General features: G+C 33.9%; 14 protein-coding genes. 10 read left to right on the top strand and 4 right to left on the bottom strand.

The genetic code is table 11. The features are described 5' to 3' along the window. The first annotated feature begins 114 nt into the window (after positions 1-114). The 3 genes from F6P99_RS04005 (at position 115) to F6P99_RS04015 (ending at position 4,240) form a co-directional block, all read left to right on the top strand. On the top strand, positions 115-627 hold the full coding sequence (locus F6P99_RS04005; protein WP_152286137.1) for an RNA polymerase sigma factor: 513 nt from the start codon (positions 115-117) through the stop codon (positions 625-627). A gap of 84 nt (positions 628-711) precedes the next feature. Continuing rightward, complete coding sequence (locus tag F6P99_RS04010) at positions 712-1,635, top strand: FecR family protein (RefSeq protein ID WP_152286138.1); 924 nt, start codon at positions 712-714, stop codon at positions 1,633-1,635. Between the two features lie 25 nt (positions 1,636-1,660). Then, positions 1,661-4,240 (top strand): TonB-dependent receptor, encoded by a 2,580-nt coding sequence (locus F6P99_RS04015; RefSeq protein WP_193315986.1) that lies wholly within the window; start codon positions 1,661-1,663, stop codon positions 4,238-4,240. Here the strand turns inward: F6P99_RS04015 and F6P99_RS04020 are convergent. Together F6P99_RS04020 and F6P99_RS04025 are read right to left on the bottom strand one after the other, a co-directional pair. Next, positions 4,237-5,241 carry a radical SAM protein gene (locus F6P99_RS04020; RefSeq protein ID WP_152286140.1) on the bottom strand — a complete coding sequence of 335 codons (1,005 nt, stop codon included), beginning with the start codon at positions 5,239-5,241 and terminating at the stop codon, positions 4,237-4,239. The two genes, F6P99_RS04015 and F6P99_RS04020, sit on opposite strands and share 4 nt — an antisense overlap. Before the next feature lie 9 nt (positions 5,242-5,250). Then, on the bottom strand, positions 5,251-6,393 hold the full coding sequence (locus F6P99_RS04025; RefSeq protein ID WP_152286141.1) for a DNA polymerase III subunit: 1,143 nt from the start codon (positions 6,391-6,393) through the stop codon (positions 5,251-5,253). A 210-nt stretch (positions 6,394-6,603) separates the two neighbouring features. Between F6P99_RS04025 and F6P99_RS04030 the strand changes: the two genes are divergently transcribed. From F6P99_RS04030 to ccsA, 6 genes are all read left to right on the top strand, one after another. Continuing rightward, positions 6,604-7,788 carry a phosphoglycerate kinase gene (locus F6P99_RS04030; RefSeq protein WP_152286142.1) on the top strand — a complete coding sequence of 395 codons (1,185 nt, stop codon included), beginning with the start codon at positions 6,604-6,606 and terminating at the stop codon, positions 7,786-7,788. 168 nt (positions 7,789-7,956) lie between these two features. Further along, on the top strand, positions 7,957-8,994 hold the full coding sequence (locus F6P99_RS04035; protein ID WP_152286143.1) for an aldo/keto reductase: 1,038 nt from the start codon (positions 7,957-7,959) through the stop codon (positions 8,992-8,994). 157 nt (positions 8,995-9,151) lie between these two features. Beyond that, the gene (gene nrfH / locus F6P99_RS04040; protein WP_152286144.1) at positions 9,152-9,760 is read left to right on the top strand and encodes a cytochrome c nitrite reductase small subunit; all 609 of its coding nucleotides are present in this window, start codon (positions 9,152-9,154) and stop codon (positions 9,758-9,760) included. Positions 9,761-9,762: 2 nt separating this feature from the next. After that, positions 9,763-11,253 carry an ammonia-forming cytochrome c nitrite reductase gene (gene nrfA / locus F6P99_RS04045; RefSeq protein ID WP_152286145.1) on the top strand — a complete coding sequence of 497 codons (1,491 nt, stop codon included), beginning with the start codon at positions 9,763-9,765 and terminating at the stop codon, positions 11,251-11,253. Positions 11,254-11,279: 26 nt separating this feature from the next. Beyond that, positions 11,280-12,530, top strand: a complete 1,251-nt coding sequence (locus tag F6P99_RS04050; RefSeq protein ID WP_152286146.1) for a cytochrome c biogenesis protein ResB — start codon at positions 11,280-11,282, stop codon at positions 12,528-12,530. Between the two features lies 1 nt (position 12,531). Beyond that, entirely contained in the window at positions 12,532-13,335 is an 804-nt protein-coding gene (ccsA, locus tag F6P99_RS04055) for a cytochrome c biogenesis protein CcsA (protein WP_152286147.1), read from the top strand. A gap of 50 nt (positions 13,336-13,385) precedes the next feature. Here ccsA and trpS read toward each other — a convergent pair whose 3' ends face one another. Continuing rightward, complete coding sequence (trpS, locus tag F6P99_RS04060; protein WP_152286148.1) at positions 13,386-14,354, bottom strand: tryptophan--tRNA ligase; 969 nt, start codon at positions 14,352-14,354, stop codon at positions 13,386-13,388. A gap of 184 nt (positions 14,355-14,538) precedes the next feature. After that, positions 14,539-14,667, bottom strand: a complete 129-nt coding sequence (locus tag F6P99_RS13490) for a hypothetical protein (RefSeq protein ID WP_262884976.1) — start codon at positions 14,665-14,667, stop codon at positions 14,539-14,541. Between F6P99_RS13490 and F6P99_RS04065 the strand changes: the two genes are divergently transcribed. Further along, positions 14,666-15,229, top strand: a complete 564-nt coding sequence (locus F6P99_RS04065) for a lysophospholipid acyltransferase family protein (protein ID WP_226913007.1) — start codon at positions 14,666-14,668, stop codon at positions 15,227-15,229. The two genes, F6P99_RS13490 and F6P99_RS04065, sit on opposite strands and share 2 nt — an antisense overlap. The last annotated feature ends 12 nt before the right edge of the window (positions 15,230-15,241 follow it).

A 15,241-nucleotide genomic window follows, 5' to 3' on the forward strand; every position in this document is an offset into this window, starting at 1 on the left:
TTGGTTTCAAAGATAATAAGTATAATTTTAGATTTATAATGGTAATTACTACTTAAAAAAATCTAATTGATTTAGATAAAAAAATAGCTATTTTTGAATTTAAATAATCGCTATATGTCAGAAGTAAAATCGGTTTGTGAATCGAAAGTATTCGAAGAACTGTATTCCAATCATTCGAAGTCGCTTTATAATTTTATTTATTATAAATGTGGTAACCAAGATCAAGCAGAAGATCTGGTACAAGAAGCATTTATTAAAATGTGGAACAATTGTGCGAAAGTTATTTTTGAAAAAGCGAAATCCTTTTTATATACAGTCGTAAATAATCTTTTTTTGAACGAAGTTGCTCACAACAAGGTGGTTTTAAAATACAAACAGATACCTAGATCAGAAGCAACAAATGAAGATCCAGAATTTATTTTAGAAGAAAAAGAGTTTATGGTAAAGCTTCAAAATGCCATTGCTGATTTAACTGATGGTCAGCGTGAAGTGTTTTTATTGAGTAGGATTGATAAAAAAAGTTACAAAGAAATTGCCGAAATGTTGAATATATCTGTGAAAGCTGTTGAGAAAAGAATGCACGGAGCTTTATTGAAAATGAGAGATAAAATAAACGGTAAGTTTTAGAGGTTTTCTATAAAGTTAAAAAAAACCTAAAATAGAGGTAGGGTAGTTTTCAAATAAACTGTTCTATAAACAAAGGATACTATTATGGAGCAAAATTACACAGACGATACATTTTTAGCCAGATGGCTAAACAATGACCTTAATGAAGAGGAGAAGATTGCTTTTGAAAAAACCAAAGCATTTCAAGAGTATTCAAAAATTATAGAAAAAACAGCACTTTTTGAGGCACCAGAATTTGATCAGAAATCTGTTTTTAATGCAATTCAGAATAAATTACAGAACAAGCAAAAAGTAAGAAAATTGTTTCCGAATTGGGCATATGCGGTTGCAGCATCGGTTGCAGCATCGGTTGCAGTATTGTTAGGTGTGTATTTTATGATGCCATCTGAAACAATCTATGAAACCAATTATGGTGAGCAATTGGCAGTGGTTTTACCAGACGGATCCAAGGTACAATTGAATGCAAAATCTACTTTAACTTTAGATGAAGAAGAATGGAAAGAAGGTCAAAGAAATTTGACTTTAGAAGGAGAGGGTTATTTTGTCGTAGAAAAAGGATCTAAGTTTACAGTGAGCACAAAAATGGGTTCTGTTAGTGTGTTAGGTACTCAGTTTAACGTTAAAAAAACGCAGCAATTCTTTGACGTAAAATGTTACGAAGGAAAAGTTTCTGTGGAGAGTGAAAATCAAAACACAATATTAATTCCAGGTAATGGGTTTCAACGCATAGAAGGGACAAAAGGAAAAAACACTACATTCAAAGAAACAAGTCCTAGTTGGGTTTCTGGAGAAAGTACTTTTGAAAAAGCACCGTTACATGTTGTGATTTCAGAACTTGAAAAACAATACAAAATTACAATAGATCATTCTGCAATTGATGTAAATCAGTTGTACTCAGGTAGTTTTACCTATAAAAATAAAGAAATAGCTTTACAAACAGTTTTTATACCTTTACAAATCACATATGTGGTTGGTGAATCTGGTAATATAAAACTGAGTGAAAGGTAAATATCATTATTTTGTACTATTTTTTTTGAGTCTTGTATTTTCTGTAAGCTCTCAAAATAATCTTAAAAAAACCGAAGATCAAATTCCTCTTAAAGAGCTGCTAAGTTCTATAGAAAAGGAGTTTGATGTTCGGTTTTCTTTTGATTCAGAATTAATAGAGCAACAGCAGTGTTTCCCATTTGATAAAGAAGAAACTTTAGAAGAAAAATTAAAATTCTTAGCTGAAGAAACCTACTTAGATTTTAGCAAATTAGATGCTCGATACATTGTAATAAAAAAAAGAGCACCTAAGCACGATATCTCAATTTGTGGATTTTTGATAGACGAAGCTTCAGGACTTCCAATAGCAAATGCAACTATTTGGGTTGAGGGGAAATCCATTGGTACTTCATCAAACGAAAAAGGCTATTTTATGTTAGACAAACTTATGTCTGACTGGGTCATTCGAATAGATTATTTAGGCTACTATAGTTTAGAGAATTCAGTTTATAAGTTAATAGATATAGATTGTATTCAAATACCGATGGCTGAAACTAATGAAGAATTAGAAGAGGTTTTAATCAGTGATTACCTTACACAAGGAATGTCAAAAAAGCGAGATGGAGCCATTCGTGTTTCGCCTAAAAACTTGGGGATTTTACCTGGCTTAACGGAGCCTGACGTATTGCAAAGTTTACAATTATTACCAGGAGTACAAAGTCCAGGTGAAACTGCCTCTGATTTGCATGTAAGAGGAGGAACACCAGATCAAAATTTAGTATTGTTTGACGGGATAAAAATGTATGAAAGTGGGCATTTTTTTGGACTAATATCTTCATTCAACCCTTATGTAACAAAAAAAATAGAGTTTTATAGAAGCGGTACTAGCGCCAAATACGGTGATCGAATTGGAGGGGTTTTAGATATCAGTTCTGGAGATGCTGTACCTGAATTTAATGCAGGGTTTGGATTGAATTTATTGCATGCAGATGCCTATGTTAAGACGCCTTTGTTTAACGATAAAGTAGGAGTTATTTTATCAGGAAGACGTTCACTTACTGATTTCTGGAATACGATAACCTACCAAAAGTTTTCTGAAAGTGTTTTTCAAAATACACGAATTGTTCAAGACGAAACCGAAGGGGCAAATGATATTACCAATGTAAATAACAGTTTCTTTTTCCACGATTACAATTTAAAAGTTATCACTGATGTTACTGAAAATGACAAATTGGTTTTTAGCAATTTGTACAATAATAATAATTTAGAATACTATTCAGAAAACGAAAGATTCAACGAAATAAACACCGATAACTTGGCGATTAAAAACCGAGGCTCTGATTTAAAATGGATGAGGAATTGGAATGAGAAATGGTCTAGCCATCTTGAAATAAATCAGTCGAATTACCAACTTGATTATGCGGGAATACGTGAAATTACACGTCGAAATCCAGAAAACTCAAGTACAAATGTTTTTGAGAAATATAACAATGTAAAAGATGTTGGCTTAAAACTACACTTAACGAATAGGATAAATGAGGTTTCAACTTGGCAATACGGATATGAATTGTCAAAAAATGAGGTCAGTTATATTTTTGACAACAGTAATAACAATAACGAACAAGATCAAATTTTTGAGTCAGATAATTCTCAAAATAGAACACATGCCTTTTTTACAGAATATTCGCTGAGTAAAGATCAGAAATGGAATTTAAATTTAGGTTTGCGTGCGAACTATTTTTCTGTTGTCAAACAACTGTATTTAGAGCCACGTTTTTTTGTGTCAAATCAACTCAATGAAGCGTTTCAATTAAAGTTTTCAGCTGAAATAAAAAACCAGGTTATCAGTCAGTTAATCGAGTTTCGAAATAATGGCTTTGGTTTAGAAAATGAAATATGGGCATTATCTGACGGGGACCGTATTCCGGTCTTGAATAATTATCAGGTTTCTGCTGGGTTTTTATTTCAAAAAGATGGGTGGAATTTAGACATCGATCTTTACAATCGAAGGATTGATGGAATTACAATCCTGACTGAAGATGTAGCGAATAGAGTACCACAATATTTGGCAGGGAAAAGTACTACCAATGGTGTAGATGTTTTATTAAAGAAACGTTTTGGTATCTATAGATCATGGATCAGTTATACACTCTCGAAAACAAAATTTCAATACGATCAATTAAATGATGGAGAAAAGTTTGATGGTGAATACGACATCCCACATTCGTTGGTATGGTCGCACACATTGATGTTGCAAAAATTTGAATTTTCTTTGGGATGGAAACTTCGTTCAGGTACTCCATACACCAAAGGAACTAGCATAGAACAAACTCCAAGAGGAAGCTATAGAATTGTATATGAAGATGAGGTAAATAAAAACAGATTACCTGTGTACAATAAAATAGATTTGTCAGCCACCTACAAATTTGCATTATCTAAAAACGGAACAACGCACGGAAAGTTCGGTATTTCATTGATGAATATTTTTAACACAAGAAATATCTTAGATAGAAACTATGAAATTAAAACGGAGAGAATTGGGCAATCGATAGAAAGAACACTAGTTGAAACAGATCAAATATCTATTGGTTTTACTCCCAATTTGGTTTTTAGAGTTGATTTTTAAGATATAGAATATTTTAGTTTCCCGTTTAACAAAGTATTTATTTTCTTTTTTGATGCAAATACCATTTTCAGAATGCCAAGTCCATAATTAGTTCTTCTAGAATAGGTATTAAAGTTTTCATTCTTCCAGTCAAAATCTTCTTGCCAAAAAGCAGTGGGAGAAATATAGCAGTACGTATAATTGTAAACAATACTTGAGTTAGACACTTGTTTTTGTAATTGAGAAATTTCAGGAGCAATAAACAAAGTGTTATTCGTTTTACAGTCTTTTTTTAATTGAGTATGTAGTGCTTCGTATTTAGGAATTATTTGTTCCATACTAAAATTTGAATAGGCTGTGTTTCCCATTTTTACAATAGGTCGTATTTGTAAAACATCAACAGAGAGGTCTTTGAATACTGTACCAAAATCTTTTAGTTCATCGAAGTTATCTTCATTGAATGTATAATTGATTCTCAATTGAAGATCGGGAAAAGTCTTTTTTGCATCAGAGATATAAGAAACCGATTGCATAAAACGATCAAAATTACCTTTTCCCATCATTTCTTCATAGGTCGCTTTTTTTGTACCATGTAAAGAAATTGTGATTTCGTTTAAGCCTGCTTCACACCATTTAAATAGCGTTTCTTTTTCAATAGTGTTGGCATTTGTAGTCATTGAAATGTTAGGAACTTTGTATTGGGTTGCGAGCAGAATAATTTTTTCTAAGTTTTTGTATAAAGTGGGTTCCGTACCGCATCCGATTTGAAGCTTTACAGCTCTCTTTAGAATAGCCTTTGCGAATATTGGTAATTCGTTTTCAGGAAAAACACCTTTCAGTTTTTTTACGTAATCTTTGTCTGTAAAATAGCACATCTTACAACGCAAGTTACATGCATTTACGGGGTCGAAATGCACTGCTAAATAACGTTTGTTTAAAACATGAAGTATATACAACCCTAAAAGTTTTATTCGGTCATTTTTGATAAAATGATTCAGTTTTAAAAGATTGTAATATTTCATTGTAATTGTTTAAGATACTTCCTTTGTATGCAACAAGCGGGTTAGTTTAATTGATAAATCTAATAAAATAATTTTAGCATTCCCGTTTCTTTCAATATGGTAGAGTGCGTCACTAACTTCTTTTTCGATATCAAGAATATTTCCTCCATGGATAAACGGAGCAAACTTCTCTAAGGCAAATCCTGCTGTTTGGGTTTCTAAAAACACCAATTCGTTTGCTTTGTAATTGTGTAATAAGGCTTGTCTAAAAAACTGTAGACAATAGTGTAAAAACCGTTTCTGTGTTTCTCTACCAGATTTAGCAATCGTTTCGCTCCATTCAATTAAGTTTTGAATCACAGCTGCATTACCCTTTGCTTTAAAAGCGGTTCTTACCCATAAAACAAACCACTGTTCAAATACTAAATCGTTCGAATCGTGTTTTAATAAATGAATAGCTTTGTTGTAATTTCCTTCTGCTTGATGTGCAATTTTTGAAGCCTCAGCAGGAAAAGAATTTTCGTGTTCTATCAATGCGTTTGCTATGTCATTTTCACTTAGTACGGGAAAATGCAATACTTGACATCTCGATAAGATTGTATTGATAATCTGTTCTTGATCTTCTGCAATCAGAATGAAAATTGTTTTTTCAGGTGGCTCCTCAATTAATTTTAATAATTTGTTAGCCGCAGAACTATTCATTTTTTCTGCCATCCAAATAATCATTACTTTATACCCTCCTTCGTAAGATTTTAGTTGTAATGATTTTACAATCTGTTCTGCTTCATCAACACCAATCATCCCTTGTTTGTTTTCTATTCCTATATGTTGGAACCAATTGAAAAGATTTCCATAAGGTTGATTTTTTACAAAACTTCTCCAATCGTCTAAAAACAAATTACTCACAGGGTGTTTTTTAACCTTGTCATTTGTGGCTACCGGAAAAGCAAAATGCAAATCAGGGTGCGCCAATTTATCACATTTTAAATTGCAAGCTGCTGCATCTTCATTCTTGCTGCACAATAAATATTGAGCATAAGCAATGGCAGTTGGCAGTGTGCCTGACCCTTCGTTCCCTACAAACAATTGCGCATGCGGAATTCTTCCATTATCCGCTGAAGTAGTAAGGTGATTGATGATGTGTTCTTGACCAATTAGTTCTGAAAAAAGCATGAGCAAATATAGGAATATACTCTGCTACTTGTATAAGAATGGAGCTTAAAAATGTGCACACTTGAGAAGTAGTTTTGTCCAACCATAGAAGTTTTACCAATAAAAACATCTACAATGTTTTACAAAAACGTTGTAGTAGCTTTTTTTAGATTTTTAAAAACACCCATGTAAAATAAGTATATTTGCTTACAAATTTTAATTAAACAAACAATGAAAACAATTAAAGACATTAGTTTTGAAGGTAAAAAGGCCTTAGTTCGTGTTGATTTTAACGTGCCATTAGATGCAGATTTTAACGTAACAGATACTACAAGAATTAAAGCAGCAAAACCAACAATTATAAAAATCTTAGAAGATGGTGGTGCAGCAGTTTTGATGTCGCATTTAGGTCGTCCGAAAGGAGTTGAGTCTAAGTTTTCATTAGGTCATATAGTAGAAAAGGTAAGTGAGGTTTTAGGTGTTCAAGCAAAATTTGTTGATTCTTGTGTTGGTGCTGATGCAGAAGCAGCTGTTGCGGCTTTGCAACCTGGAGAGGTTTTGATTTTAGAGAACTTACGTTTTCACAAAGAAGAAACTGCAGGAGACCTTGAATTCTCTAAACAGTTGTCTAAATTAGGAGATATCTATGTAAATGATGCTTTTGGTACCGCGCATAGAGCACATGCTTCTACTACAATTGTAGCACAGTTTTTTGAAGAAAAAGTAGCTGGTTTTGTAATCGAAGCTGAGTTAGTAAATGCTGATAAAGTATTAAAAGGAGGAGACAAGCCTGTGACTGCTATTATGGGAGGTGCAAAAGTTTCTGACAAAATCTTAATTATTGAAAAATTATTAGATGTTGCTGATAATATTATTATCGGTGGAGGGATGTCTTATACATTTGCAAAAGCTGAAGGTGGTAGTATCGGGAATTCTTTATGTCAAGAAGATTTGTTAGAATACGTTCTTGAATTAGAGGCAAAAGCAAAAGCAAAAGGTGTAAATTTAATTTTCCCTGTAGATAATTTGTTAGGAGATGATTTCTCAAACACTGCAAATACACAAGTTGTGTTGAGAGGACAAATTCCTGATAATTGGGAAGGATTTGATATTGGACCACAAACAATCGAGAAATTCTCAACTATTATCAAAGAATCTAAAACCGTAATCTGGAATGGACCAATGGGAGTTTCTGAAATACCATTGTATGCAACAGGTACGATTGAAGTAGCAAAAGCAGTAAAAGAAGCTACTGAAAATGGAGCTTTTTCATTAATAGGAGGTGGGGATTCTGCAGCTGCTATTAACAATCTAGGTTTTGGTGATGATGTATCATATGTATCAACAGGTGGTGGTGCTTTGTTAGAATATATGGAAGGTAAAGTGTTGCCTGGAATTGCTGCTTTGAAAGCATAAAGAATAATATAATAAATAATAAAAGCCTTGCGAACTACGTGAGGCTTTTTTTGTGTTTATTATTTAAATATCTTTATCGAACGGTTCAATTTTAGAAATAATTAGCATTAAATGGTAAGTATTTTCAAAGTTTTAGACCAATATACTCAAAAGAAATAGGAAGCATTTATGAAGTACACAAAAATTTCTAATACAGATATTAAGGTTAGTAAAATCTGTTTAGGAACCATGACATTTGGAGAGCAAAATACCGAAGCAGAAGCCCATATACAATTAAGTTATGCTGCTGGTGAAGGGGTTAATTTTATTGACACTGCTGAAATGTATTCGATTCCAGGAAGAAAAGAAACACAAGGAAACTCTGAAAGATTTGTGGGGTCTTGGTTGAAGGATCAAAAAAGAGAAGATTTTGTTGTTGCCACAAAAATTACCGGACCAAACCCTGGTTTGAAATATATTAGAGAAAATATGGATTTCTCTGATAAGTCAATTGATTTTTCGTTAGAGCGAAGCTTGAAAAATTTACAAACAGATTATGTTGATGTGTATCAATTGCATTGGCCAGAAAGAAATGCGAACTTTTTTGGTAAACTTAACTATAAACATAAGGATGATGAGCAGTGGGAAGATAATTTTCATGAAATTATTTTAAAATTAGACAGTTTGGTAAAAGAAGGTAAAATTCGTCACTATGGTGTTTCTAATGAAACACCTTGGGGAACGATGCGTCATATTCAAGAAAGTACTAAAAATAACCTCACAAGGGCAAAATCTATTCAGAACCCTTATTCGATTTTAAATAGATCATATGAAGTTGGGATGGCTGAGGTTTCTATGAGAGAAAATATAGGTTTGCTAGCCTATTCTCCTCTTGGTTTTGGGGTGCTTTCAGGAAAATACTTTAACGGACAACTACCCGAAAAATCACGTTTGAAACTATTTCCAAATTATTCGAGATATAGCAATGATCAAGCGATGTTTTTGGCTGAAAAATATCAAGAACTTGCGAAAAAATATGGGTTGAGTTTGATTGAATTGTCACTTGCGTTTATAGAAACTCAACCTTTTGTGACTTCTACTATAATCGGAGCGACGACTATAGGGCAATTAAAAGAAAATATTGCCACTATTGATGTTAACTTAACCCCTGAGTTGTTAGCAGAGGTTGATGAAATACATAAATTGCAGCCGTATCCTGCACCGTAAAACATAAGTTGTTTTAAAACACAATGGGCTGTAGAAATACAGCCTATTTTTTTTTGAAATAAAAATAAAAAGTGACATCTATCATCTTTTTATTTGTGTGGAAACCTAAATTTGTGTTAAATTTAGCAAACAGGACAGAATTTAAAAATTGCGAATCATGAGTAAGTTACTTGGATTAATTATTCCACCAAAAGAATGGCGTACACCAGTAGTTATTTTATTAGGGGCTATTTTCGGACTTACCCTATATGCAATGATTGAATCGAAAGCCATTTCATATTTGTCAGACGATCCGAAGACTTGTGTTAACTGTCATGTAATGACGCCTCAATATACAACATGGTTGAATAGCTCTCATAGAGAATGGGCAACGTGTAATGATTGTCATGTTCCTCATGACAACGTATTCAAAAAATATGCTTTCAAGGCGATGGATGGGTTGTATCATGCTTCAGTTTTTACAACTAGAAATGAGCCTGAAGTAATTCGTATGCGAGAAGCGGGTAACGAAGTAGTGCATAACAACTGTATTCGCTGTCATCAAGACCAAGTAGTTGATGTTAAATTAGCAAGTACCGTAGACAATCATAAAGCGAATATGACCGACAGAAAATGTTGGGAATGTCATAAAGAAGTCCCTCATGGAAAAATACATAGTTTGTCTTCTGTAAAATACTATGGGAAAGTGCCACAAGAGCATCAGGAGACGGTGCCAGAATGGTTAAAAAAATATATGAAAGATTTAGATAATAAACCAAAAGAATAATTATGAGCGCAAAAAGAGAACCTTGGAAAAATTGGGTGTTGTTTATAGCATCAATGGTGCTAGTATTTTTACTAGGATTGTTAGTTTCGACAATTACAGAACGTAAAATAGAGGCGAAATACGCTTATACACCTATGAATAAAATCAAACAAGGTGAACCAAGGAATGAAGTATGGGGAGAGAATTTTCCTCGAGAATTTGAATCTTATTATAGAACTGCCGATTCAACTTTTAAATCAAAGCATAACGGAAACGCAATGATTGACATGTTAGAAGTAGACCCTCGTTTGGTAGTGCTTTGGGCTGGTTATGGTTTTTCTAAAGATTACAACCAAGGTCGTGGTCACGTTTATGCTGTGGAGGACTTAAGAAATTCTTTGAGAACGGGAGGGCCGAAAGGTAAAGACGATGGGCCAATGCCTTCTACATGTTGGACATGTAAGTCTCCAGATGTTCCAAGAATTATGAACGAACAAGGAGTCGAAGAATTCTACAAAGGAAAATGGGGGAAATTAGGTGCTGAAATTGTAAACCCAATTGGTTGTGCTGATTGTCACGATTCTGAAACGATGAATTTAAAGGTTACAAGACCTGCATTGATTGAAGCTTTTGAAAGACAAGGAAAAGACATCAAACAAGCAACACATAACGAAATGCGTTCTTTGGTATGTGCACAATGTCATGTTGAGTACTATTTCAACAAAAAATTACCTGGAAAAGAAGGTACACCATATTTAGTTTTCCCATGGGACGATGGTCAAACAGTTGAAGATATGGAAACATATTACGATAGAGTAGGGCATGTTGACTGGGTGCATAAATTAAGTAGAGCTCCTATGTTAAAGGCGCAACATCCAGGTTATGAAGTATACAAAATGGGTATTCATGGTCAGAGAGGTGTGTCTTGTGCAGATTGTCATATGCCATACAAAACAGAAGGTGGACAGAAATTTACAGATCATCATATCCAGTCTCCATTAAACAACGTGGCGAATTCTTGTCAAGTATGTCACCGTGAAGAAAAAGATGTGTTGACTAAAAATGTTTACGACAATCAAGATCGTATCTTAGAAAACAGAGATCAACTAGAAAGATTGTTGGTACGTGCACATGTTGAAGCTAAAAAATGTTGGGATTTAGGAGCAACTGAAGCTCAAATGAAAGATATTTTACACGGAATTAGATTAGGTCAATGGAGATGGGATTATGCTGCAGCATCACATGGAGGATCTTTCCACGCACCGGTAGAATTAGGTAGAGTTATTGGTAAAGGAATCGATATTACGCAAGAAACCAGAATCAAGTTAGGTAAATTATTGATGCAATTAGGTTTTAGTGGAGAAGTTCCTTATCCACCAATTCAAACCAAAGCTGCGGCTCAAAAATACATTGGATTGCCAATGGATCAATTAGAAGCTGAAAAAGCAGATTTTAAAAAGAATGTTTTGCCAAAATGGGATGAAGAAGCGAAGCAAAGAGAAGCTAAATATTAGTACCTTAGCGATGTTTATTTTCATCTATGACGCAAGAAACATCTAAGAAAAAAAATAAAGACTTTTGGGAGCACCCTTGGAGCTATATGGAATCATTTTTCATTGGTACAGGACTGCTCCTGACTGGTTTTATGATGGAGGTGTTCTTTCCTTCTAACGAAGAGTTTTTAATCTCATACCCATTTAATGTACTCTTTTTAACGGGGTATGTTGTGTTGCTTTTTGTTGTATACTACAGGTTTTCTAACATTCAGTTGATTCGTTGGTTGACAAAAGTACCAGCCTCTATTTCTTCAATTGTCTTGGTGACATTTATGGTGATGATCATGGGGGTTGTACCACAAATACCATCACCGAACCCAACAATTACAAAAATGGGTTTAAATCACATCACAACGCATTGGGCATTTTTGTTGATTTTATTTCAGTTTTTAACCTGTTTGGGATTGGTTACGATAAAACGCCTTTTGCAATTCAGTTGGTCCAATTTTGGATTTGTAGTAAGTCACTTGGGACTGTTTATAGCGATAGTAGCGGGAGTGTTAGGAAGTGGAGACCTACAACGTTTGTCGTTAAATGTATATGAAGGAAAGCCTAGTGTTATGGCTTTTGACGATGACGAGCAAGAAGTAGAGCTTCCGTTTGCAATTTATTTGAACGATTTTATCATCAAAGAATACAATCCTAAATTGGCTTTGGTTGATAATAAAACAGGTAGCATTGCTCATAACAACGGAAAAAACTTATACCTGGTTGAGAAAGGAGAAACCTATTATTTTAAGAATTATCAAGTTCATATTGAAGATTTTTTAGAAAATGCAGGGAAACATGGAGCAAATTATTTCTTTGTAAATGAAGTGGGCTCACCCCCAGCAGCTAAAGTTACTGTAACGAATACCGAAGATAATAGTATTGTGAAAGGTTGGATCAGTAGTGGTAGTTTTCGTTATCCGTATGAGTCGCTTAAAATTAGTGACGCATATTCAATCGTAATGACAATTCCTGAACCTAAAGAGTTTAGTTCTGATATTGATATCTTAACCAAAGAGGGAGAACGAATCAATACAACTCTGTTGGTAAACGAAGCTTATTATTACAAAGGATGGGATATTTACCAGTTAAGTTACGATGAAAAAATGGGTAAATGGTCTGATTTAAGTGTCGTAGAATTGGTTCGTGACCCATGGCTTCCGGTAATCTATTCTGGAATTTTTATGATGATTATTGGGGCAATGAATATGTTTTGGTTAGGGAATAAAATAAATAAAGAAGACTAAGATGACTTGGATAGATTTTCCTTTGTATAGTGGAATTATTGGTTGTATTTGGCTGATAGGCTTAGTGTTTTTATTGTGGTCTTATCGAAAAAAACAATTATTAAATATTGCTTTGCCTATTTTATTTATAGGGTGGGGAGTGTTGTTGCTTTTTGTGGCGAAACTATGGATGGAGTTAGATAGACCACCAATGAGAACTTTAGGAGAAACAAGATTGTGGTATGCTACCTTTTTACCTTTCGTGGGGTTTGTAACTTATTTTAGATGGAGATACAAATGGTTTTTGGCGTATAGTATTGTTTTAGCGTCGGTGTTTTTAACGATCAATTATCTAAATCCTGAAACGTATTCAAAAACCTTAATGCCAGCACTTCAAAGTCCTTGGTTCGTACCTCATGTATTGGTGTATTTATTCTCTTATGCCGTATTGGCTGCTTCGAGTATCGTTGCAATGAAGGGCATATATGATTTGTCGAAAAACAATCTTTCTGAAGAAACTTTAAAGCTCGCTGATAACTTGGTATACATTGGCTTTGCTTTTTTAACGTTAGGTCTGTTATTTGGTGCGATGTGGGCAAAAGAAGCATGGGGGCATTACTGGACTTGGGATCCGAAAGAGATTTGGGCCTTTTTAACTTGGATGGGGTATTTGACTTATATTCATTATAGATACTTCCATACACATAAAACAAAACAGTCACTTACAATTTTGGCATTGGCCTTTGTAGTGTTATTGGTTTGTTGGTTTGGTGTGAATTATTTGCCAGTCGCACAAACAAGTGTTCACACATATACACAGCAATAAAAAACCTCTTTAATTAGATCAAAGAGGTTGTGTAGTTTATATATGTAGAATTAATATCCTAATTTTTTTCGAGTTCTAGATAAAACTTTTTGAGCAACTTTTTTTGCTTTTTCTGCACCGATAGCCAATGCCTTATCTATTTCATCTAAGTTATTTATATAATAATTGTAACGTTCACGTTCTACCGCGTATTTTTCAACCAATAATTCATAATACGCCTGCTTGGCATGACCATAACCATAATTCCCACCTTCGTAATTTGCACGCATCGTAGCGATTTGTTCTTCAGAAGCAATTAGCTTGTACAAAGCAAATAAATTACAAGTGTCAGGGTCTTTAGGGGCTTCCATCGGTGTGCTATCCGTTTGAATTTTCATCACCTGTTTGCGCAATTTTTTATCTGTTTGAAACAAGTCAATAATATTCCCTTGTGACTTGCTCATTTTTCCACCATTTGTTCCTGGAACATACATGGTAGCATCTTGAATTTTTGCATCGGGTAATACAAATGTCTCACCCATTTGATGGTTAAATCGTCCGGCAACATCTCTTGTCATTTCTAAGTGCTGTAATTGATCTTTTCCTACTGGAACAATTTCTGCATCGTACAGCAAAATATCTGCAGCCATTAACATTGGGTAATCAAATAAGCCAGCATTTACGTCTTCCAATCGATCGGCTTTGTCTTTAAAAGAATGTGCCAATGTTAATCGTTGGTATGGATAAAAACAATTCAAATACCAAGTTAGTTCTGTCGTTTCAGGAATATCACTTTGTCTGTAAAAAACAGTTTTATTTACATCAAGTCCAAAAGCTAACCAAGCTGCAGCTGTACTGTATGTGTTTTCTTTTAGAGTTTTACCATCTTTTATTTGAGTTAACGAATGAAGATCTGCAATAAATAAAAATGATTCGTTCGAAGGGTCATTTGCCATTTCAATAGCAGGAATAATGGCTCCTAATAAATTTCCTAAATGTGGTGTTCCTGTACTTTGAACACCGGTTAAAATTCTTGACATTTTTTGATAATTTGAAAAGCAAAAGTAAGCAAAGCAGTTCGATTTTTTTTGGATAGCGACTTGAAAATAATCAAACTTTTGTTAATTCATTTGACTTGATTTAGATGTTGCTAGAATAATGCTACTTTTGAGTTATGCTTTTTATCTTAAAAAATATACTCCGTTTGTTATGGAGAATCTGGTTTTATACGTTGTTCACAGGTACCGTGTTGATCTTTTCACCATTGTTACTTATTGTAACAGCTCGAGAGAAATGGTATCCCGTTTTTTCTATGATCGCATCTTTATGGGCCAAAACGATTCTTTTTTGCATGGGGTTTGTAATTGATAAAACAATATTGCAAACACCAAAACAAGATGAGAGTTATATCTTTATTGCAAATCATACATCTATTTTAGATGTTTTGCTCATGCTAGCGGTAGTTAAAAATCCATTTGTGTTTGTTGGTAAAAAAGAATTGGCAAAAATGCCAGTATTTGGTTATTTCTATAAAAAAACCTGCATTCTCGTGGATAGAAATAATATCCAAAGTAAACAAAAGGTTTTTAAGGCAGCACAAAAACATATAGATGCTGGTTTGAGTATTTGTATTTTTCCGGAAGGTATGGTACCTGATGATGAATCGATAGTGTTGTCTGAATTTAAAAAAGGGGCATTTAAATTAGCGATAGAACACAAATTGACTATTGTTCCACTGAGCTTTTATGATTGTAAAAAGAGGTTTTCATATACTTTTTTTAGCGGATCTCCGGGGAGACTACGTGTTAAAATACATCCATTTATAGAGACAAAAGATATTGAGATTTCAGGGATGAATACCTTGCAAAATGACTGTTATACGTTGTTGTATAACGACCTGTTTATGAATGAGTAATATTTTTAAATC

The sequence above is a fragment of the Flavicella marina genome (assembly GCF_009193215.1).
Taxonomy (GTDB): Bacteria; Bacteroidota; Bacteroidia; order Flavobacteriales; family Flavobacteriaceae; genus Flavicella; species Flavicella marina.

Bases quoted from the DNA above. Each gene is read 5' to 3' on its own strand.
- F6P99_RS04005 (WP_152286137.1), top strand. From the start codon at position 115: ATGTCAGAAGTAAAATCGGTTTGTGAATCGAAAGTATTCGAAGAACTG.
- F6P99_RS04010 (WP_152286138.1), top strand. From the start codon at position 712: ATGGAGCAAAATTACACAGACGATACATTTTTAGCCAGATGGCTAAAC.
- F6P99_RS04020 (WP_152286140.1), bottom strand. From the start codon at position 5,241: ATGAAATATTACAATCTTTTAAAACTGAATCATTTTATCAAAAATGAC.
- F6P99_RS04025 (WP_152286141.1), bottom strand. From the start codon at position 6,393: ATGCTTTTTTCAGAACTAATTGGTCAAGAACACATCATCAATCACCTT.
- F6P99_RS04030 (WP_152286142.1), top strand. From the start codon at position 6,604: ATGAAAACAATTAAAGACATTAGTTTTGAAGGTAAAAAGGCCTTAGTT.
- F6P99_RS04035 (WP_152286143.1), top strand. From the start codon at position 7,957: ATGAAGTACACAAAAATTTCTAATACAGATATTAAGGTTAGTAAAATC.
- nrfH (WP_152286144.1), top strand. From the start codon at position 9,152: ATGAGTAAGTTACTTGGATTAATTATTCCACCAAAAGAATGGCGTACA.
- nrfA (WP_152286145.1), top strand. From the start codon at position 9,763: ATGAGCGCAAAAAGAGAACCTTGGAAAAATTGGGTGTTGTTTATAGCA.
- F6P99_RS04050 (WP_152286146.1), top strand. From the start codon at position 11,280: ATGACGCAAGAAACATCTAAGAAAAAAAATAAAGACTTTTGGGAGCAC.
- ccsA (WP_152286147.1), top strand. From the start codon at position 12,532: ATGACTTGGATAGATTTTCCTTTGTATAGTGGAATTATTGGTTGTATT.
- trpS (WP_152286148.1), bottom strand. From the start codon at position 14,354: ATGTCAAGAATTTTAACCGGTGTTCAAAGTACAGGAACACCACATTTA.
- F6P99_RS04065 (WP_226913007.1), top strand. From the start codon at position 14,666: ATGGGGTTTGTAATTGATAAAACAATATTGCAAACACCAAAACAAGAT.
- F6P99_RS13490 (WP_262884976.1), bottom strand. From the start codon at position 14,667: ATGCAAAAAAGAATCGTTTTGGCCCATAAAGATGCGATCATAGAAAAA.